13 protein-coding genes and 1 pseudogene are annotated in these 20013 nt (G+C 62.7%); 7 read left to right on the top strand and 7 right to left on the bottom strand.

The window, feature by feature from the left end:
- Both ABZF37_RS08695 and ABZF37_RS08690 read right to left on the bottom strand, forming a co-directional pair.
- On the bottom strand, nt 1–1682 hold a 1682-nt coding region (locus tag ABZF37_RS08695; protein WP_372718922.1), incomplete at its 3' end, for a LapD/MoxY N-terminal periplasmic domain-containing protein.
- Nucleotides 1679–2389, bottom strand: a complete 711-nt coding sequence (locus ABZF37_RS08690; protein WP_372718920.1) for a transglutaminase-like cysteine peptidase — start codon at nt 2387–2389, stop codon at nt 1679–1681. The genes ABZF37_RS08695 and ABZF37_RS08690, both read right to left, overlap by 4 nt.
- 301 nt (nt 2390–2690) lie before the next feature.
- Between ABZF37_RS08690 and ABZF37_RS08685 the strand changes: the two genes are divergently transcribed.
- From ABZF37_RS08685 to ABZF37_RS08670, 4 genes are all read left to right on the top strand, one after another.
- On the top strand, nt 2691–4847 hold the full coding sequence (locus tag ABZF37_RS08685) for a type I secretion system permease/ATPase (RefSeq protein WP_372718918.1): 2157 nt from the start codon (nt 2691–2693) through the stop codon (nt 4845–4847).
- Nucleotides 4844–6208: an HlyD family type I secretion periplasmic adaptor subunit gene (locus ABZF37_RS08680; RefSeq protein WP_372718916.1), complete on the top strand. Its 1365-nt coding sequence runs from the start codon at nt 4844–4846 to the stop codon at nt 6206–6208. Before ABZF37_RS08685 ends, ABZF37_RS08680 begins: the two co-directional genes overlap by 4 nt.
- A gap of 206 nt (nt 6209–6414) precedes the next feature.
- The gene (locus ABZF37_RS08675) at nt 6415–9387 is read left to right on the top strand and encodes a retention module-containing protein (RefSeq protein ID WP_372718914.1); all 2973 of its coding nucleotides are present in this window, start codon (nt 6415–6417) and stop codon (nt 9385–9387) included.
- A 349-nt stretch (nt 9388–9736) separates the two neighbouring features.
- Entirely contained in the window at nt 9737–11056 is a 1320-nt protein-coding gene (locus ABZF37_RS08670) for a TolC family outer membrane protein (RefSeq protein WP_372718912.1), read from the top strand.
- 62 nt (nt 11057–11118) lie between these two features.
- Here the strand turns inward: ABZF37_RS08670 and ABZF37_RS08665 are convergent, their stop codons facing one another.
- Both ABZF37_RS08665 and ABZF37_RS08660 read right to left on the bottom strand, forming a co-directional pair.
- Nucleotides 11119–12081 (bottom strand): YbgA family protein, encoded by a 963-nt coding sequence (locus ABZF37_RS08665; RefSeq protein WP_372718910.1) that lies wholly within the window; start codon nt 12079–12081, stop codon nt 11119–11121.
- A complete protein-coding gene (locus tag ABZF37_RS08660) occupies nt 12068–12829 on the bottom strand; it encodes an NAD-dependent deacetylase (RefSeq protein WP_372718908.1) in 762 nt (253 codons plus the stop codon). Before ABZF37_RS08660 ends, ABZF37_RS08665 begins: the two co-directional genes overlap by 14 nt.
- A gap of 24 nt (nt 12830–12853) precedes the next feature.
- On the opposite strand from ABZF37_RS08660, the gene ABZF37_RS08655 reads away from it, so the two are divergent.
- On the top strand, nt 12854–14410 hold the full coding sequence (locus ABZF37_RS08655) for an FMN-binding glutamate synthase family protein (RefSeq protein WP_372718906.1): 1557 nt from the start codon (nt 12854–12856) through the stop codon (nt 14408–14410).
- Here the strand turns inward: ABZF37_RS08655 and ABZF37_RS08650 are convergent.
- The 3 genes from ABZF37_RS08650 to corA form a co-directional block, all read right to left on the bottom strand.
- Nucleotides 14407–14811, bottom strand: coding sequence for a truncated hemoglobin (locus ABZF37_RS08650; RefSeq protein WP_372718904.1), 405 nt, complete (start codon nt 14809–14811; stop codon nt 14407–14409). The two genes, ABZF37_RS08655 and ABZF37_RS08650, sit on opposite strands and share 4 nt — an antisense overlap.
- Nucleotides 14808–16073 (bottom strand): Rieske 2Fe-2S domain-containing protein, encoded by a 1266-nt coding sequence (locus ABZF37_RS08645; protein WP_372718902.1) that lies wholly within the window; start codon nt 16071–16073, stop codon nt 14808–14810. The genes ABZF37_RS08650 and ABZF37_RS08645 overlap by 4 nt, the downstream gene beginning before the upstream one ends.
- A gap of 74 nt (nt 16074–16147) precedes the next feature.
- Entirely contained in the window at nt 16148–17221 is a 1074-nt protein-coding gene (gene corA / locus ABZF37_RS08640) for a magnesium/cobalt transporter CorA (RefSeq protein WP_372718900.1), read from the bottom strand.
- A gap of 141 nt (nt 17222–17362) precedes the next feature.
- Between corA and ABZF37_RS08635 the strand changes: the two genes are divergently transcribed.
- Complete coding sequence (locus ABZF37_RS08635; protein WP_372718898.1) at nt 17363–19150, top strand: assimilatory sulfite reductase (NADPH) flavoprotein subunit; 1788 nt, start codon at nt 17363–17365, stop codon at nt 19148–19150.
- 9 nt (nt 19151–19159) lie between these two features.
- A pseudogene (locus tag ABZF37_RS08630) lies at nt 19160–20013 on the top strand (sulfite reductase); the annotation flags it as partial.

Here is a 20013-nt window from a genome sequence, read left to right as displayed (position 1 = left end):
TCCAGGCCAACGCCGCTGCCGCGGCGGGCAAGTTCGTTTATCAGGGTACGCAGCGCCGACAGGTGAAGGGCGGCTCCGTATTCGGGCACTTCAAAGGTCAGGCGGCTTGCCCGGTCTGGGTGTCGGTCCAGGGTCTGCAACAGCCAGCCATGAAAGCTGACATCTGTCAGCGAGATGGCGCTCAGATTGATTGCCACGCGCAGGTCAGCTGGCCCCGCGGTGGGCCACTGGTCAAGGACCGCGGCGATGACTGTTTTGTCGACTTGAGTCGCAAGACCGTGCCGGTAGGCCATGGGCATGAAATCCGCTGCCGAGAGCAGGCCCTCATCGGTGGGCAGGCGCAGCAGGATTTCGTGATGTAGCGTCGTGCCGTTGCCGTCCAGGCGCCGCACCGGTTGGGCGAACAGCCTCCATTGGTTTTGTTGCAGGCTGGTGGTGAGCAGGTCGCGCCAGGCACTGGCCGAACGCGCCCGTACTTCTTCGGTAGTAGGCGCCAGGCGCCAGGCGTTGCCGCCGTCTGTTTGCGCCTGACGCAGGGCGGCGTCGGCGCGGCTGAGCAAGCTGCCGGGGGTATCGCCCTCGCAGTGCAGGGCAATGCCGACGTGGCCGCCATCAAAAGCACTCAAAAGGCCGCCGTCGTGCAGACGGCTGAGCAGCGCGGCCAACGCTTCGCCCAGGGCGGCGAGGTCATCGCTGCTGGTGCGCGGCAGCAGCATGGCGAAATCGGCACCGCTCAGGCGCGCCACGCAATACGGATGAAAGGCGGCCGCTTCCGCGCGCAAGGCGTCACCCGCCTGACGCAGCAACTCGTCGCCGCCAGCGTACCCATGCTGCTCGTTGTAGGCGCGAAACTCACGCAGCTGTATCAGCATCAAGGCACCACGGAAATGCAGTTCCTGCGAGCCGAGCAGGTGCGCGGTCTCACGGTCGAACAGTGCGCGGTTTCCCAGGCCCGTGACCGGGTCCCGATAGGCTTGCGCTCGCAAGGTTTCTGCCAGCGTGATCTGTTCCGCCAGCATCTGTTGCACTTTGCCGGACAGGCGGTTCATCGCCTCGACCACGCGTCTGAGCTCGGGCGTGCGGGGCAACTGCTCCTGTACCGGGAAGTCGCGGTTGGCGATGGCCGTGGCCTGCGCTTCCACGCTGCGCAGTGGCTTCAGAATGATCCGTACGCCGCCCATCGCCCCGACCAGAGCAAGCGCCGCGACCAGGGCGAACAGGGCGGCCGAGTCGCGGAAGGTCCCCCACAGTTCAAGGTAGGCGTAGCCCGGATCGCTGCGGACCTCGATTGTGCCGAGCCGTTTCCAGCCCGACATGAGCAGCGCTTCGCCGAGCGGCGTCTTGACCGGAAGTTGGCGCACAAACCAGCCCGGAACGTCTTGCAGAGAGCTTGTCTGGGTGCGCTCGACCAGCGGGGTGCCGGCCGTGTCGAGCACGCGGATAGACCGGTAATAGCCGCTGTCGAACATGGCGTCGATCAGCGACTCCATGGTGGCGCGATCGTCCTGCTCCACGGATGTCGACAGCGACAGACCAAGCGATGTCGCCGCATCCTGGGCGTGGGACTCAAGTTGCCGGTCCAGATAGCGACGGGTGTTGGCGACGCTGATCGCGACGCTGCCGACCCATACCAGGAGTAACAGAGTCAGGATGGCGAGTGTCAGTTGTCGCAGCAGACTCATTGGGTGGCATGCTCCGGAAAAAGTGCGTGAACTTTGCTCTGTTTCATGCGGATGACCAAATCTCGCCACGGTCCGATACGGGTGGCACTGCCCACGCGTCGACTGTTGCCCCGTGCCTTGGCGATCCACAAGCCTCGGCCGTTGAAACTGTACACGGGAGTCAGATCGCTACGCGCCGAGCCGGGCAGAACCTCGGCCACGAGATTGTCCAGCACGCGCGGATCGCTGGCCGGGGTGGCGTAATACGCCAACACCATGTGCGCCTGGTTCAGTTTGTGCGCTTTAACGTATGTGATTTGCAGCCGCGCCGACGACACGCCCATTTCGACCAGGGTAAAGTACTTGGCGATGGCGAAATCTTCGCAATCCCCGGCCCCCTTGGCGAGAAACTCCACCGGCGTGGCCCAATAATCGGCTGCTTCCCACAGCAGGATGTCGTCAACGAACTCCAGGTCGTTGAAAAAATCGTTGACGGCTTTCAACTTGGCAGTCGTGGAAAGCTTGGCGCCACTGTCCAACAGCGCCTGCCATTCCCGGATGCGCCGCAAGGCGGCATTGCTGTACGGATGATCAATGCTGACCGGAGCCGGGTCCCGGCTCGGATCCTGGGCGACCGCCGGAAGCAATAAGCCGACCCACAGAAGGGCGAGCCAACGCCCAACGATCCTCGCCGTCGGACGCTTCACCAGGGGCGAGCTAAGTCGCATCCTCGCCCCTGCTAACGCATTACGGGGCCGGGCACGGCGCCGGCGTCCGAGCAGGCGCAGAAGCAGCATTTCGTTTTCTCACGGTGCCTCGTCGCGATGGTGTGCATACAGGTGCAGCGTAAAAAGCGGCAACGGATATGGCGGATCCGTGCGACAACCATTGGTTGCTTGATTAAACGTTATGGCACAGCAAAGTCTGGTCGAAGCCCGCCGTCTCAAGCTGCCGGCCGCACTGGCCGTTAGTAGTATCGTTTGCGGCTCGTCGCCGCCGAAACCTGAGGTCCTGATGGAGAATTCCCGGTTGTCGGTTCCGGATTGGGCGCTGTCGGGTCCCGCTACCCGGCCCGAGGATCCCTTGCTCGACTGCCTGGTGTTCGCTTGCGCGGCATATCAGCGCGCCAAATCCGCTGAGGCGCTGACCGCCGGCCTGCCGCTCCAGGACGGTCGCCTTACGCCCGCTTTGTTTGTTCGGGCTGCCAGCCGTGCTGGACTCAGCGCCCGCCTGGTACAGCGCGAACTTGGCCGCATTCCGCCGCAGGTGTTGCCGGCGATACTGTTGCTCAAATCGCACCGGGCTGTGGTGCTGCTTGGAATGTCGCCGGATGGCCAGTGGCGGGTGGCTGACCCGGATCTGGGCATGGGCGAAGTGCTGCTGCCACCCGGCCGCCTGGCTGAAGACTATGCTGGCAGTGCGTTGTTCCTGCGGCCCGAGGCGCAGTTCGACGCGCGTACGGCGCAGCACCCGGAGCCGACATCGGGACATTGGTTCTGGGGCAGCTTGCGTCGCCTGTGGCCGATCTACAGCGAGGTGCTGCTGGCAGCGCTGTTGATCAATCTGTTCGCCCTGGTTACGCCGCTGTTCGTTATGCACGTCTATAACCGGGTCGTGCCCAACCGTGCCATGGAGACACTCTGGGTGCTTGCCATCGGCGTGGTGGTGATCTACCTGTTTGACACCCTGATGCGGTCGCTGCGCGCCTATTTTCTGGACGTGGCCAGCAAGAAATTCGACGTCAGTCTGTCCGCTCGTCTGTTCGAACAGGTCATGGGCGTGCGGATGGAGGCGCGTCCGCGCTCGGTGGGCGCGTTCGCCAATCAGCTGTCGGAGTTCGAAAGTTTCCGCGAGTTCATCACCTCGGCCACGCTGACCACCCTGATCGATGTGCCGTTTGCGGTGTTGTTTCTGATTGTGATCGCCTGGCTTGGTGGGCCAGTGGCCTTGGTGCCCTTGGCGCTGATGCCGTTGGTGCTGTTGTACGGTGTGGCTGTGCAGGCACGCCTGCGCGATCTGGTGCTAAAGACCCAGCGACTGGCAGCGCAAAAGCACGCCACTTTGATTGAGACCCTGACCTCACTTGAGACGGTGCGCGCCACCGGCGCCGCCGGCCCGGTGCAGCGGCGCTGGGAACAGGTGGTGGGCAACATGGCTCGCCTGAGTATGCGCTCGCGGATGTTGTCCACATCCGCCGTGAACGTGGCGTCGCTGGCGGTACAACTGGCGACGGTCGGCATCGTGGTGGTGGGTGTCTACCGTATCGTTGATGGAGATCTTTCGGTCGGCGGCCTGATTGCCTGCATCATGTTGGCGTCCAGGGCGATGGCGCCGCTGGCACAGGTTGCCGGTTTGCTGGTGCGCTTCGATCAATCGATGGCGGCGCTCAAGGTGGTAGACCAAATAATGCAGCTGCCGGTGGAGCGGCCGGTCGGGAGCAGTTTCCTGCACCGACCGACGCTGCAGGGGGCGATCGAGTTCAGCGACGTTACCTTCAAGTACCCCGGGCAGGACCTGGCGGCGCTCGATAAGGTGTCGCTACGAATCACCGCCGGTGAGCGGATTGCAATAATCGGTCGGATCGGTTCGGGCAAAAGTACGCTCGAACGGCTGATTCTTGGCCTTTATCAACCGACCGCAGGGGCGGTGTTGGTCGACGGTATCGACCTGCGCCAGATCGATCCGGCGGATTTGCGACGCAATGTTGGTTATGTGCCGCAGGATGTGGGGCTGTTTTTCGGTACAGTGCGGGACAACATAACGTTGGCTGCGCCACATGCCAGCGACGAAGCCGTCCTTCGCGCGGCTGAGATCGCAGGGGTCAGCGCGTTTACCAGCCGTCACCCGGCGGGTCTCGACCTGCCTGTCGGTGAGCGTGGCGAGGGCCTCTCCGGCGGCCAGCGGCAGACCATTTCGATCGCCCGCGCGCTGTTGCTGGAGCCGCCCATCCTGATAATGGACGAACCCACCAATGCCATGGACAACACCACCGAGGAGCAGTTCAAGACTCGCCTGGCCCCGCTGGTCCAGGGTAGAACCTTGCTGCTAGTGACGCATCGTGCATCCCTGTTGTCGCTGGTTGACCGCATCATCGTCATGGACAACGGACGCATCGTTGCCGATGGTCCCAAGGATACGGTGCTCGAAGCCCTGCGCAGCGGCCAGGTCAGTGGGCGGCAGACATGAGCAGGCTGCGCGCCGCCTGGTCTTCGCTGTGGGCGCGATGGCGCGACCTTGATCGTGATGATCTGGACTTCATGGCCGATACAGATGCGGTCGATATCGACCCTGCCCATCCGGCTGGGCATTTGATCCTGTTTGCCGTCGCGCTGTTGTTTGTGATTGCCCTGCTATGGGCGTCGATAGCACGAGTAGACGAAGTGACCCATGCGGAGGGCCAGGTCATTCCGTCATCGCAGGTGCAGGTGGTACAGAACCTGGAGGGCGGCATCGTCCGGGAAATTCTGGTGCGTGAGGGCGATGTCGTGGCCAAGGGCCAGGTGCTGCTGAACATTGACGATACCCGATTTGCCTCGTCGTACCAGGAGGGCCGCCTCAAGTACCTGGCGTTGTTGGCCAAGGCAACCCGGCTGCAGGCCGAGGCCGAAGGCGTGACGCTGCAGATGCCTTCCGATGTAACCAAGGAGGCGCCGCAGCTGGGTGAGGATGAACAGCGTCTGTACCTCACCCGTCAGCGGGAACTGGCGTCCAACCGCCAGATCATCGAACAGCAACTCAGCCAGCGCCAGCAGGAGTTATTGGGCATGCGCTCGCGGCTGGGACAACTCCAGCGCAGCAATGCGCTGCTCCAGGACGAACTGCAACGAACCGAGCCGCTGGTTGGCGAGGGCGTCATCTCCCACGTCGAATTGCTGCGCCTGCGCCGCCAAGTCAACGAAACCCGGGGCGACCTGGATGGGGTGCGGCTGGCGCTGCCGGGAGCGCAAGCGGCGCTGGCTGAAGTGGCACAGAAGATCAAGGATCTGGATCTCAAGTTTCGCTCCCAGGCACAGGGCGAACTGAACGACGTCAAGGCCGAATTGGCGGCCACGGAGGAGGCCAATACGTCGGCCCTGGACCGCGTTACCCGCACGGCCGTGCGTTCCCCGTTGCGCGGAACGGTCAAGCGGTTGAAAGTCGCGACCGTTGGCGGGGTGGTGCAGCCCGGTATGGACCTGGTGGAAATCGTGCCTCTGGAGGATGCCCTGTTAGTGGAGGCGAAAGTCCTGCCACAGGACATTGCGTTTCTGAGGCTGGGGCAATCGGCCTCGGTCAAGCTCAGCGCTTATGACTCCACCATCTACGGGGCGCTGGATGCGACCCTGGACCATATCAGTGCCGATTCCATCACGGACGACGAAGGGAACAGCTTCTTTGTGATTCGGGTACGCACGCGTGACCGCGGTTACATCAAGGATGGCGAATCGCTGCCGATAATCTCGGGCATGACGGCGTCCGTGGATGTGCTGACCGGACGCAAGACGATATTGACCTATCTTTTGCGCCCGATCGGACGCGCCCGGGAGCGGGCATTTCACGAAAGATGAGGTTTTATATTGCAGTGGAGATTCCTGCGGTAGTTGGCGATGGCCCCGCCTCGCTGACGCACTGTCCCCTTGGCTACCCGTCCAATAGCAAGGGTTTAACCAAGTCTGCATCATCGCGTTATTAGGATTTCAATTGGCGCCTGGCGCCGCGTGCCGACAGCAAACTGGCCGGCGCAGATTCATGACCCAAATGGGACGAGGTTGTTATGGCTCAGCAAAATATTGGCGTTGTTACGGCGGTCGTGGGTCAGGTTATCGCCGTTGGCGAGGACGGGGTCGAGCGTGTTCTGACCGTCGGTGATGCTGTTTACGCTGATGAAATCATTCGCACAACCGATGCCGCGGCGGTCACCATCCAGTTCACGGACGGTACCTGGTTCGATCTAGGCCGCAACACCGTGGCAGTGTTGGATAGCGAAGTCTTCAGCCCTGACGGGGCGGAGGACGAAGCCGCCAGCGCCGCCGTGGCGCAGGTGGAAGATATCCAGGCGGCCATTCTCGCAGGCGCGGATCCGACGACCCTGCTGCCCCCGACGGCGGCCGGCCCAACAGCGGCGGGTGGCGGCGGCGAGGAAGGCGGGCACTCCTTTGTGGCGCTGGACCACGATTTTGTTACCGTCACCCCGCAAGCGGGTGTGTCCACGTCGGCGTCTCCGCTGTTGTTCGCTAACGCGGCTGAAGTCATTGTGCCGGTCGAACAAGAGGAAGAACTACCGCCGAACATTCTGACGGACGGCGACGAGTCGGTCACGACCGACGAGGACACGGCGGTGTCCGGCAACGTGCTGGACAACACGTTCAACCCGGACGGGCCGAGTGCGGCCAGCGTCACCGGGACCTTCGGCTGGGGCGCCACCAGCACCGCGGTGGGCTCGACCGCGAGCATTGCCGGGGTCGGCACGCTGGTGATCAACAGCAACGGCAGCTACACCTTCACGCCGGCGGCTGGCTACACCGCCGCGGTACCGGATGCGACCTACACGGTGACCGACGGTCTTGCGACCGATCCTTCGACGCTGCACCTGAGCATCACGCCGGTGGGCGGCGGCCCGGTGGCCCCGGTGGCGGTGGACGACACCTTCAGCACCACCGAAGACAACGCGGTGACGATCACCTCGGCGGGCTTGTTTGGTGCCGATGGCACCGGTCCGAGCAACGATTCGGACATTGACAGTGCGAGCTTCAGCTCGATCACGGTGACGGCGCTGGCGACCGATGGGGTCCTGAAGCTGGACGGCGTCGCGGTGACGCTGAACCAGGTGATCGCGGTGGCGGACATTGCCGCGGGCAAGCTGACGTTTGTGCCGGACGGCGATGAGAACGGCAGTCCGTATGCGACGTTCAAGTACACGGTGAGCGACGGTGCGCTGTCGAGCAACGAGGCGACGGTGACGATCAACGTCACGCCGGTGAACGACGCCCCGGTTGTGACGCCGGCTCTAACACGTGTCTCTGAGGAGGGCCTAGCCTGGGCCAATCCGGACAACATCGGCAATCCGACGGATACGACGAACTCGAAGACGGCATCCGGCAGTATCGTGATTACCGATCCGGACAACACGACCTTTACCGTGACCCTGGGAGCGCCACCTCCGGGAACTTACACTTCCGGCGGACAGAATATCGTCTGGACGCTTAGCAACACTAACCACACCCTCACCGGCGCCGTGGGTTCGGCCATCATCATGGTCGTTAGCATCGACGATGCCGGTGCATACACGGTGGCACTTTCGGGTCCGGTCGATCAGCCACTGGGTAACCAGGAAAACCTGCTGCCCATGGTTTTCGGGGTCAACGTCAATGACGGTACGGTGACCACGGCGAGCTCGCTGACGGTTACGGTGGAAGATGATTCACCGATATTAGCGGTGACCAACGGCATTTTTCAGAACGGCGTGGGCACGCAGCTGGTGGGTACTTTGGCGTCGATCGGCGCCGACATTACCGCAAGCAAAGTCACGTTGAGCGGTACTCCGCCGGCCAATTTGACGTCGAACGGTATTGCGCTGACGTACAGCCTGAGCGACGGAGGCTCGACGCTGACAGCCAAGGCAGGCGTGAACACCGTCTTCACGTTGACGGCACATCCGGACGGCACCTATTCGTTTGTGCAATCGGCGCTGCTTGATCTTACGGTGCTCAGTTCAAACCTTCAGTCCAGCGTCGGGGCGGGCGGCCCGCACAACAGTTACTACCTGTATGCCGACGGCGGCTTTGGCTCGGTTGAGAATGCCAAGGACTGGGCGGTGAAGATTACCGGGAGCGCCGGCATCAATCCCAGTAAGCAGGGCATGGGAGTCGGCAACAATTTGTTTGAGACTGGCGAGACCATGCGCTTCGAGTTTGACGATGAGCATGCCAGCTCGATAGGTGGGACGACCCCGAACCTCGCCTACCAGACGAGAATAGGCGTCACCGACATCAGCGGCACCGAGTCGGTAAACTGGACGGCGTATTTCACCGATGGGTCAACCCAGACAGGAGTCGCCACGGCTCTGAATCTGGTAAATGGCGCTATCGTGATCACGGCGCCTAGCGGGTTCTATATTGATTATGTCGATTTGGCGGCAGGGGTGGACACTTCTGTGCGCATCAACGGATTGACGAACCTGGTTCAGAACGATACCGGGACCGCAAATTTGAGTTTCGGCTTTGTGGCGACCGATGGTGATGGCGATGCCGTCAGCGGGTCGTTGTCTGTCCTTGCCCAGAACTCCAGCACACTGACCGGAGGTACGGGTCATGACGCCCTGGGTGGCGGCATCGGTGCCAATATTCTGATTGGCGGCGACGGCAACGACATTCTTACCGGCGGATTGGGTAACGACACCATGACCGGCGGTCTGGGGGCTGATGTCTTTAGGTGGCAGGCGGGGGACACTGGTACCGATACCATCATCGATTTCAACAAAGCTCAGGGCGACGTTCTGAATCTGAAGGATTTGCTGATTGGAGAAGGTGGGACGTTCGCGTCTAATAACCTGGCCGACTACCTTACTTTCAGCCTCGTCAGCGGTAATACGGTTATTTCCGTGGATGCGGATGGGGCGGGGTCGGGTGGTATCGTCCAGACTATCGTATTGCAGGGCGTCGATCTGGTTACTGGCGCGGGCAGCCAACAGGACATTGTCAATAGCCTGCTGGGGAGCGGCCATCTGGTCACGGATGTGATGCCTTAAGCGCATTTTAATAATGCACGAAATGTGAGCCAGCCATTGACAAAGGTTAGGTCGGATGGCGGTGCGCGAGAGCGGGTCCCCAGCGCCTCCGGACCAACCATTTAACTACGAGGTTGAAAATCGCGACCTTACGTGGCGAGTCCTCTGGCCGCGTGGCGACAGTTTTTTAGTCTCTAAGGAGCACGGTGACGGTTCGGATCCACAACAGGTGCGAGTGTAGTCGGTAGCTTCAGATCGACTATTGCGCGCGATTCGCGCGTGAGTTTTCTCATATACTCTCCAAGGTCAGTGCGTACTGAAGTTATGGATGGGGTTAGTACTCCATCAATCAAGAAAGGTGCTAAAAGCTATGAAGGTTGTCCGTTCAATTACCCTAATTGGCGTGCTGATACTGATTGGGTCACCGGCTATTGCGGGTGATCTTGCCGCCACGGTTCGCAAGGCGATAGAGCACAATCCCGATGTGCTTATCACTCAGGACGACAAGCGTGCGATCGAGCAGGATGTGCGCGAGGCCAAGGCGGGTTACCTGCCTCGGGTGGACGTGTCTGCTGGAGTTGGCGGGGAGAAAAGCGACAACACCTCGACCATGGCGGCCACTGGCAAGAATGGGTATCTCGGGCTGCATCGTGAGGAAAGCGGCATCAAGGTCACTCAAATGCTGTTTGACGGCTTTTTTACCAAGCATGGCGTGGCGCGCCAGAAAGGGCACCTGAAGGCTGCGTCCTATCGTGTTCTGGCTGCGGGCGAGGACATCGGGCTCAAGGCGGCCAAGGCCTATCTTGGTGTGCTGCAGCGGCAGGAGCAGGTGAATCTGGCGAAAGAGAACCTGGCTGCGCATCAGCGCATTCACGACCAGATTCGCATGCGCAGCGAACGCGGTGTTGGCCGTACGGCAGATACCACGCAGGCGGCTGGCCGGCTGGCCCTCGCGCAGGCCAATCTGGAAGCGCAGGAGGGCAACCTGCGCGATGCCCAGGTAGCCTACGTGCGAATCGTGGGCGAGATGCCGGTTGACCTTGTTCTGCCGGTGGCGCCTGCCGGCAAGTTGGCGGCGGATCTTGATGCCTTGATCGGCGAGGCGCGCGAAACCCATCCGGTTTTGCTGTCGGCAGTGGCGGATATCAGCGCGACTCAGGCCCAGCATGAGCAGGCACGTGCCAATGATTTTCCGCGCTTTGATGTCGAGCTCGGCGCCAGCCACAACGACAACCTGGATGGCGTGCGGGGCGCCAACGAAGACCTGTACGCCATGCTGCGGATGAACTACAGCGTGTACCGCGGCGGTGCGGATCTGGCTCGCAAGCGTTCCACGGCGCATCGCATCAGCGAGGCCAGAAACGTGCGCGCTCGGGCCGAGGACCAGGTCATCGAGGAAGCCAGCCTGTCCTGGAACGACTTTATTACCGCCCAGAGCCGGGTAGACTTATTGCGCAGCCACGCCGATGCCGCCCGAACGACGCGCGAGGCCTACGTCAAGCAGTTCAATATCGGGCAGCGCACCTTGCTCGACTTGCTGGACACTGAAAATGAGCTGTTCAGTGCCGAGTTGAATTATGTCGACGGAAAATACCGGCTGCTGTTCGCCAATTACCGGATCGTCGCCAGCAAGGGCCAGTTGCTGTCGGCCTTGGCCGTGACGCCGCCTGAGGAGGCCGCGGCGCCGTAAGTTCCCCTGGTGGATCACCGCTGAAACAGCCCTCACCCCGTGCAAGCGAGGTGGGGGCTGACTTATTGCGGTGTCGGTAGCTCTCGCAACTGTTGTTCGCGCAGGTCCGGGATGAGATAGGTCTGGTGCGCCGCCCACAACTGCGGATGGCAACGAAAATGCTGTCGCAGCAACGTGAGCGGCCGCTGCAGCGGTGCATCCTGTCGTCCGTAGGCATCGATGGCGGCAATCAGCCCGGCTTTGTCGCTGGGGCCGAGTACGTCCTTCAGATACCCATGAAAGTGTTGCAACACGTTGACGTGGTTGCCGGTACTGGCAGGGCGGCTGAGCGCGGTCATAAGCTCACTAGCGTATTGCGCGAGCAAGCCCGCCGGGGGCCTGCTGCCGGCGCCCGCCACCAAACGGCCGATTCGTCGATAGGCGGCCTGGTTATGCGCGAGCAGTTGATATTTGTGACGGCTATGAAATTCCATCAGCGCGGCGCCACTGACCCTGCCGCGCACAAGCACTTGCCAGCGGGCATAGGCGAATACGCGTTCGATGAAGTGTTCGCGCCGTGAGGGGTCCTGCAGGCCTGTTTCTTCTTCCATCGGCCATAACGGTGAACACGCCAGGAGGCCAGCCGCGTAGGCGCCAACGCCAATGCGGACTGCCCGCCTGGTGGGGGTATGCAGCTTCACTCGCGCCATGCCGCAACTGGGGGACTTGCTTTTGAGTATGTAGCCGCTCAGATCCGGCATTTGGCGGGCAACGCGTTGGGCTTCAAGATTCAAGGCATGGGTAACGTCGAGCATTGGGTCTTGCACCCCGCGGACACGTATCCCGGCGGCTGTCTGCACGAGTCGGATCGGGGGGCGCGGCACACCAAGGCCAATCGCCACTTCCGGGCACAGCGGAATCATCTCGAAGTGCTTGGCCAGCAGGCTGGCGACCAGATCGTCACGCTTATGGCCGCCGTCATGGCGCACCGCCTGCCCCAGCAGGCAGGCGCTGACGCCGAGCTTGATCCGCTCAGTGTCCGGCATCGGCGGTGAGCGCGATCAGACTGGGGCCGATCTCGGCTTGTAGTACCAGGTCGGCCAGTTCGTCGAGCGGCGTGGGCTCTCGATTGATGATCAGCAGCCTTGCCCCGTTGTCCTTGGCCAGCACCGGAAAACCCGCGGCCGGGTAAACCTGTAGCGACGAGCCGATGGCGAGGAAAAGATCGCAGGCCAGGGTGGCCGCTTCGGCCGCGCGCATGGCAAACACCGGCATCGGTTGGCCGAACGAGATCGTTGCCGATTTGACGATGCCGCCGCAGTGGCAGACTGGCGGTGCGCCGTCCGTCTCGAAACCGGTTTTGATGTCGGCCAGTTCGTGACGGGCGCGGCAGGACAGGCAGACCGCGTAAGTGCCGTTGCCGTGCAGTTCAATGACCCGTTCGGCCGGTACGCCGCTGGCCTGGTGCAAGCCGTCGATGTTCTGGGTGATGACATGGCTGACCTTGCCGGCAGCGACCAGACGGGCAATGGCCCGATGCCCGGCATTAGGTTGCGCGGCGCCAATCTCGGCGTCCAGTTCGAACTTGCGGCGCCAGGCTTCACGCCGAGCCTGCTCGGATGCCATGAAATCCTGAAATTCGATCGGCTGCAGCCTACTCCACAATCCGCCCGGGCTGCGAAAGTCCGGAATGCCCGATTCGGTGCTGACACCGGCGCCGGTGAACACCACCGCCTGCCGGCTGCGCTCCAGCAAAGCGCCTGCGGGGTCGATAATGGAAATGTCACCGGTCATCGCTCGTGGCCTCGGAGGGACATCATGTTGCCGATCCTGCCTGAAAATTTCTCTCGCTGGTTGTCCGCCGTGCTGGAGATCATGGCTGCGCTGTTCATTTTCGCGCTGGCCATGCTGCTGCTGACGGCAGCTGTGATGTATGTGGTCGACCGCATGCAGACGCAGCACGCAGTGCGTCGAAATTATCCGCTGATAGGTCGTTTTCGTTATCTGTTCGAGACCCTTGGTGAGTTCTTTCGCCAGTATTTCTTCGCCATGGATCGCGAGGAGCTGCCGTTTAACCGTGCGCAGCGTAGCTGGGTATACCGCGCGGCCAAGAATCTGGATAACACGGTGGCGTTTGGCTCCACCGAGGACCTGCACAAACCGGGCTCGATAATATTCGTCAGCAGCCTGTTTCCGCCGCTGGAGCAGGAAACCTGCCCACCGGAACCGGTGACGGTCGGCCCGTTTTGCCGCCAGCCCTATACCACGCGGGCTATCTTCAACATTTCGGCCATGAGCTATGGCGCATTGTCGAAACCGGCAGCCCGCGCTCTGTCGCGTGGCGCGGCCAAGGCCGGTTGCTGGCTGAACACCGGGGAGGGTGGACTGGCGCCAGCGCACCTTGAGGGCGGCTGCGATCTGGTGTTTCAGATCGGTACCGCCAAGTATGGCGTGCGCGATGCCGACGGCAGGCTGTCGGATGCGCGCCTGCGCGAGCTGGCGGCGCTGGAGCAGGTGAGGATGTTCGAAATCAAGCTCAGCCAGGGCGCCAAGCCGGGCAAGGGCGGCATCCTGCCCGCAATCAAGGTAACGTCGGAGATCGCTGCCATCCGTGGCATTCCCGCGGGCCAGGATTCGCTGTCGCCCAACCGCCACATGGATATCGACAGCCTGGAGGATCTGCTGGACCGGATTGCACAGATCCGCGAGGTCACCGGCAAGCCGGTTGGCTTCAAAACCGTGATCGGAAGCCTGGACTGGCTGGATGAACTGTGCGCGCTGGTGCGGCGCCGGGGAGTGGAATTCGCGCCCGATTTCATCACCGTGGACAGTGCCGAGGGGGGTAGCGGCGCGGCGCCGATGCCACTCATGGATGGCGTCGGCATGCTGCTGACCGACAGTCTCCCGGCGGTCGTGAACCGGCTTACGGCGTGGGGCTTACGCGAGCGGGTCAAGGTCATCGCCTCCGGCAAGCTGATCAATCCGCGCACAGCGGCCTGGGCGCTGGCCGTGGGTGCAGATTTTGTCAATTCGGCGCGTGGCTTCATGTTCGCGCTTGGCTGTATTCAGGCCATGCAGTGCAACAAGAACACCTGCCCGACCGGGGTTACGACGCATGATCCGCGCCTGCAACGGGGGCTGGTGCCAGAGGACAAGGCCGAGCGGGTGGCGCATTTCGCGCTGAACATGGAAAAGGAGATCGCCATGATCTCCCACTCCTGCGGCGTGGCGCAGCCGCGTGCATTGGGCCGCCAGCACGCGCGTCTGATGCAGGACTATGGCCGCTCGATCGCGCTGAATGAAGTCTATCCACTGCCGGAGCCCGAATCGATGATCGGCTCTCCCCGTCCGTTCAGGCGCAGAGCGGTACGTTAGTGTTCAGCCACTGAAGGACCGGACGCCGATTTCTGCAGTTCGATGCGCACCCAGTCGGCCATACGTCGTACGCGCTCCAGCCAGACTTCGGCCAGATCGGGCGGTAAAGGGTCGTGTACGGTGGCCTCGAACAATCGCAGCCAGGGCTCTACCTGATCAGGCTTCACACCAAAATGCCGGTGTACCGTGTGGGGGTTATAGACATCGTCCCGGTAACGCGCGCCGCCCAAGTCGATCCACCAGAAATGGGTCAGGCGCGCTTTGACCGCATCCCAGTCCGTAATATGGGCAAAGTTGGGTGCCAGCACCGGGTCATTCTGTACCCGCTGGTAGAAGTCGCTCACCACGGTGCTGATCTGTTCACGCCCCAGCTGCGCGGCCAGTTCGCGGTGTGTGGTCACAGGCCTAGCATCTGCCGGTATACCTGCCAGAAGGCCCGGATATTGCCCTCGGAGATCAGACTGCCAGTTGGCTCAATGCCGCGCCCCTCCATCTCGACGAACTCCGACGCCCCCGCCTGCGCAGCCTCGGCGGTGCGCTGAACCAGCTCGGTGGCCTCGCCGTCTTCCATCGATACCAACCCGGCCGGGCCGATCAGATTGAACTGCTTCAGACGCATGGCGGACAGTTGCGCATCATCGTCGGCGTAGCCGAAATAGGTCCAGACCAGCTCGAAATTGCCGACCCCCTTGGGCAGCACCTGACGCACCGCCAGCGTGTTGGCGATCTGCTGAATGACCAGGCTCGGAAATATCGTCTGAATGACTGCCGACTTGCCGTCGGAGAACTCCGGTCGGCCGGCCAGCAGGCTGGGGTCCGCCAGCGCATAAGTCTGATCGTAGGTGCGAAGTTTGTCGTCGCTGTAGGTGTCGCGACCGGGCTCTGGCGCCTTATTCTTGGCCGTCAGAACGCTATGGCGCAGCGTCGGGTCGAGTTCCACGCCGCCCTCCTGGGTGGAGCGGTACAGGCCAAACGTGCAGTGGAACAAGTGCAGCAGGCTGGCGTGGTAGGGATCGCGCAGGTTCTCGGCGTACACCTTCCAGTTGGCGTTCATGTACTGGCGTGTGGTCCCCAGCACGCGCAGCGGCCGGTTGAAAATTCGCTGGACGTAATGTGCCGCGGTATCGCCAATGTGTTGTTCGACCGGCGGCAGCGCGGGATCGAAACTCGCGAATACGACGCCGTGGTAGTCCTCGACCCTGAGTTGTGTGAGGCCGTGCCGGGCAAGGTCAAAATCGGCCGGGTAGCCACCCTTGCCGCCCAGGCCCTTGCGAAACGGCACACCGACCAGCATGCCCGCGGCGTCGTAAGCCCACTGGTGGTAGACGCAGGTGTGGGTGCCGTTGGCGCCCACATTGCCGCGCAGCTCACGGCACACCAGCGCCCCGCGATGGGCGCAGCGGTTCACCCAGCAGCGCAGGGCGCCGTCAGCGCCCCGCGTGACCACCACTGGTGTGTCGCCGACAAAGGTGGTTTTGAAATCGCCCGGCTCGGGCAATTCGGCGGCCAGCGCGACGAAGTTCCAGGTCGGGCCGCGGAAGATGCGTTCCTGTTCCAGCGCATACAGGGTCGGGTCGGTGTAGACCCGGTACGGGACGTGACTGGTGTCGGGCGCGGGCCAGCTGAAAGCCGTAGTGACGGTTTCGCGGGTGGGTGCGTTCATGTGTAGTCTCCGTCTTTATCAAGCCTGGGCCACTCTACGGCCGAGTGGCGCTAGCGGTAAAGGTCAATAACGCTTTAAAACCACCGGCGTCGTTTGAAGAACGCCAGCATGCCCACGGCGGCGGCGATCATCACCAGCCACAGCACCGGGTAGCCATAGTCCCAGCGCAATTCGGGCATGGCCCACGGGCTGTGCTGGTTGACGCTGAAGTTCATGCCGTAGACACCCACCAGGAAGGTCAGCGGGATGAAGATGGTGGCGATCACGGTCAGCACCTTCATGACCTCGTTCTGGCGGTTACTGATGCTGGACAGGTACACGTCCAGCATGCCGGCCAGCATGTCGCGGTAGCTTTCCACCAGTTCGATGATCTGCGCCGAGTGGTCGTAGATATCGCCAAAGTAGATGCGTGTTTGCTCGCCGACCAGGCGCGCGTCGCCGCGTGATAAATGGGCCAGCACATCCCGCGCTGGCCACACGGCACGGCGGATCAGCAGCAGTTCGCGTTTCAACAGGTGCATATCGCGCAGCGCGCTTGGCCCCGGGTGGTCGAGCAGGTCCAGTTCCAGCTCTTCGATGCGTTCGCCGAGCGTCTCAAGCACGGGGAAGGCGTGGTCCACAACCGCATCCATCAGGGCGTGGGCCAGGCGATCTGCGCCGCTACGGCGCAAACGCCCGGCCGGATCGGTCAGGCGGGAGCGTACCGAAGCGAAAATGTCGTCGGCGCCCTGGTACACGCTCAGTACGAAATCGTCGCCCAGGAACAGCGCGAAGTCGTCCACATCCAGTTGATCACCGCGCTGGGTGAGGCAGCCAAGGATGGCAAACAGGTGATCGTCGTAGTCGTCCAGCTTGGGTCGCTGGCCGTGGTTCATCACGTCTTCCAGCGCCAGTGGATGCAGGCCTAATGCTTCACCGAGCTGTCGCAGTTCGGAGACTTCTGGCTGGCCGGCGAAATGCCACCAGGTGACCTGCCCGGCGTTGCGCGCTGTGTTGAGGTCGACCGGCGCACCATGGCTCTCGTGCCATGCCCCATCAGTGCCGTACACGATGCAGTGGGCGACGGTGCCCGGCGCCAGCAGGAGGGGTTGCAGCGTTCCGGGTGCGGTGCCGGGAGGGGCATATTTTTTTCGAAACAGTTCAACCACGTGACATCTCCGTTGATGGACGGGCGTTAAAATTGGCCGGCTTATCGTGAAGCACTATAAGCATTCATTAAAATAGTATTTTTCCGGAATAAAACATTCTTCTACCATGCTAACTAATCTGCCCCAGGCCTGGCTTTGACCTTGAACGCACCGATCACCGCACTGAACACTCCGTTGAGCACCGCCCAGGCCGAGCAGCTCGATGCCCTGGTGCGCGGGTTGACCCCCCTGCAGATGCAATGGCTAAGCGGATACCTGGCCGGCCGCGCCGAGGGGGCGACCCCGGCTCCGCCTGTGAGTGCCGCCAGCAGCGTGACTCGCAGCGCCGTGACCGTGCTCTACGGGTCGCAAAGTGGTAACGGCGCCAAGCTTGCACGCCGGCTTGGCGAATTGGCGCAGGCACGCGGCCTTGCGGTAACTCTGACCAGCATGGCCGACTATAAGCCGGCGCGGCTGCGCGACGAGCGTACGCTGGCGGTGATCGTCAGCACCCACGGCGAAGGTGAGCCCCCGGACTGCGCGCGCGAACTGCACGAGTTTGTGCATGGGCGCAAGGCGCCAGGGTTGGAGAACCTTCGCTACAGCGTGTTGGCGCTGGGCGATTCCAGTTACCAGTTCTATTGCCAGACCGGCAAGGATTTCGACCTCGTACTGGAGAAGCTGGGCGCGACGCGACTGAGGCCGCGCGTGGATTGCGATCTGGACTATGACGATGCGGCCGCGGCCTGGATCGACGGGCTTCTGGGTGAGTTGGAGCATGTTGCGGCGCCCGGACCAGGCGCGGTGGCACCGGCGGCTGTCGGTACTGGCGCGCAGCACGACAAGCGCCATCCCTATCAGGCCGAAGTGCTCGAGAACATCGTTCTGAACGGCCGTGGCGCGGACAAGGAAACGCGCCACATCGAGTTTGCCGTGCCGGGTCTGGCGTATGAACCCGGCGACGCCCTCGGCGTGTTGGCCTGCAACGATCCGGCGCTGGTGCAGGAGCTGCTCTCAACACTGGAATTGCCGACCGACGCACCCGTGCAGGCGGGCGACGCCCTACGGCCCTTGCAGGAAGCGCTCACGCATCATTACGAGATCACCACCCTGACGCGGCCCTTCCTGGCCGCTTACGCCGCGCTGGCGGGCAGCGATAAAATCGCTGGCCTGTTGGCGGAGGGCAACGCTGACGCACTGCGGGCCTATCTGGCAGGCCGGCAGATTATCGACGTGGTGCAGGAATTTCCGCTGCCGGGACTGGCCGCCGAGCAGTTCGTGGCCCTGCTGCGCCGCCTGCCACCGCGTTTGTTCTCGCTGGCGTCCAGCCTGGTCGCGTGCCCGGACGAGGCACATATCACAGTCGCCGCGGTGCGTTACCAGAGCCTGGGTCGCCAGCGTCTGGGCGTGGCCTCGACTTGGCTGGCCGACCGCGTGCAGCCGGGCGATACGGTGCCGGTATTCATCGAGCACAACGAAAACTTCCGCCTGCCGGCGCGGCCCGACATACCGGTCATCATGGTGGGACCAGGTACCGGCGTGGCACCGTTCCGGGCCTTTCTGCAGGAGCGCGAGGCGATCGGGGCCACCGGGCGTAACTGGCTGTTTTTCGGGGACCGGCATTTCTATACCGACTTCCTGTACCAGACCGACTGGCAGGCCTGGAACAAAGCTGGCCTGCTGACGCGCCTGGACGTTGCCTTCTCGCGCGATCAGGAGCAAAAGGTCTACGTGCAGCAGCGGCTGCGCGAGCAGGCCGGCGAGGTCTACGCCTGGTTGCAGGACGGCGCCCACATCTACGTGTGCGGGGATGCCACTGCCATGGCGGCTGACGTGCATGCGGCACTGCGCGACATCGTGGCGGGCGAAGGTAAGCTGGATGCCGAAGCCGCCGAGGATTACCTGCGCGAGCTTTCGCGCAACCGTCGCTACCAGCGCGACATTTATTGAGATCGGCTCATGAACGCACCCGACCCCAAGGCTCCGCCCAACGAGGTGGAGGTCATCAAGAGCCACAGCCGGTTGCTGCGCGGCACCATTGCCGATGGCCTGATTGATCCGCTGACCGGCGCCATCGCCGCCGAAGACAACGCGCTGCTCAAATTCCACGGCAGCTATCAGCAGGACGACCGCGACCTGCGCGATGAGCGTCGCCGCCAGAAGCTGGAGCCGGCTTATCAGTTCATGATCCGCGTGCGCATGCCGGGCGGCGTATGCACGCCCGCGCAGTGGCTGGCACTGGATGAGGTTGCAGGTGAGCACGCCAACGGCACGCTGCGCCTGACCACCCGCCAGACGTTTCAGTTCCACGGCATTCGCAAACCGCATTTCAAGCCGGCCATGCAGGCGATCAAGGCGGCCGGTCTGGATACGATTGCCGCCTGTGGCGACGTGAACCGCAATGTACTGGCGGGCGCCAATCCTTATCGTTCGCCCCTGCACGCGGCGGCGGCTGAGCTGGCCAAGGGGATCAGCGAACACCTGTTGCCGAAAACCAACGCCTACCAGGAAATCTGGCTGGACGCGCCGGCTGTGGATCCGGCCGGCGAGGTCGAGCCGATCTATGGCCCGTTGTATCTGCCGCGTAAGTTCAAGATCGGCATCGCCGTGCCGCCGGAAAACGACGTAGACGTGTACGCTCAGGATCTGGCCTACATCGCCGTTGAAGAAAGCGGCGGACTGCTCGGCTGGAACGTGCTGGTCGGCGGCGGCATGGGCATGACCCACGGCGAGAAGGCGACCTTCCCGCGCCTGGCGGACCTGATCGGTTTCTGCACGCCCGAGCAGGCCATTGCCGTGGCCGAGCAGGTGGT

Source organism: Immundisolibacter sp. (genome assembly GCF_041601295.1).
Taxonomy (GTDB): Bacteria; Pseudomonadota; Gammaproteobacteria; order Immundisolibacterales; family Immundisolibacteraceae; genus Immundisolibacter.
This window is presented reverse-complemented; position numbering and strand designations above follow the sequence as displayed.

Excerpts from the sequence above, each read along its gene's own strand:
- ABZF37_RS08690 (WP_372718920.1), bottom strand. The coding sequence starts at position 2,389 with ATGCGACTTAGCTCGCCCCTGGTGAAGCGTCCGACGGCGAGGATCGTT.
- ABZF37_RS08680 (WP_372718916.1), top strand. The coding sequence starts at position 4,844 with ATGAGCAGGCTGCGCGCCGCCTGGTCTTCGCTGTGGGCGCGATGGCGC.
- ABZF37_RS08675 (WP_372718914.1), top strand. The coding sequence starts at position 6,415 with ATGGCTCAGCAAAATATTGGCGTTGTTACGGCGGTCGTGGGTCAGGTT.
- ABZF37_RS08670 (WP_372718912.1), top strand. The coding sequence starts at position 9,737 with ATGAAGGTTGTCCGTTCAATTACCCTAATTGGCGTGCTGATACTGATT.
- ABZF37_RS08665 (WP_372718910.1), bottom strand. The coding sequence starts at position 12,081 with ATGCCGGACACTGAGCGGATCAAGCTCGGCGTCAGCGCCTGCCTGCTG.
- ABZF37_RS08660 (WP_372718908.1), bottom strand. The coding sequence starts at position 12,829 with ATGACCGGTGACATTTCCATTATCGACCCCGCAGGCGCTTTGCTGGAG.
- ABZF37_RS08655 (WP_372718906.1), top strand. The coding sequence starts at position 12,854 with ATGTTGCCGATCCTGCCTGAAAATTTCTCTCGCTGGTTGTCCGCCGTG.
- ABZF37_RS08645 (WP_372718902.1), bottom strand. The coding sequence starts at position 16,073 with ATGAACGCACCCACCCGCGAAACCGTCACTACGGCTTTCAGCTGGCCC.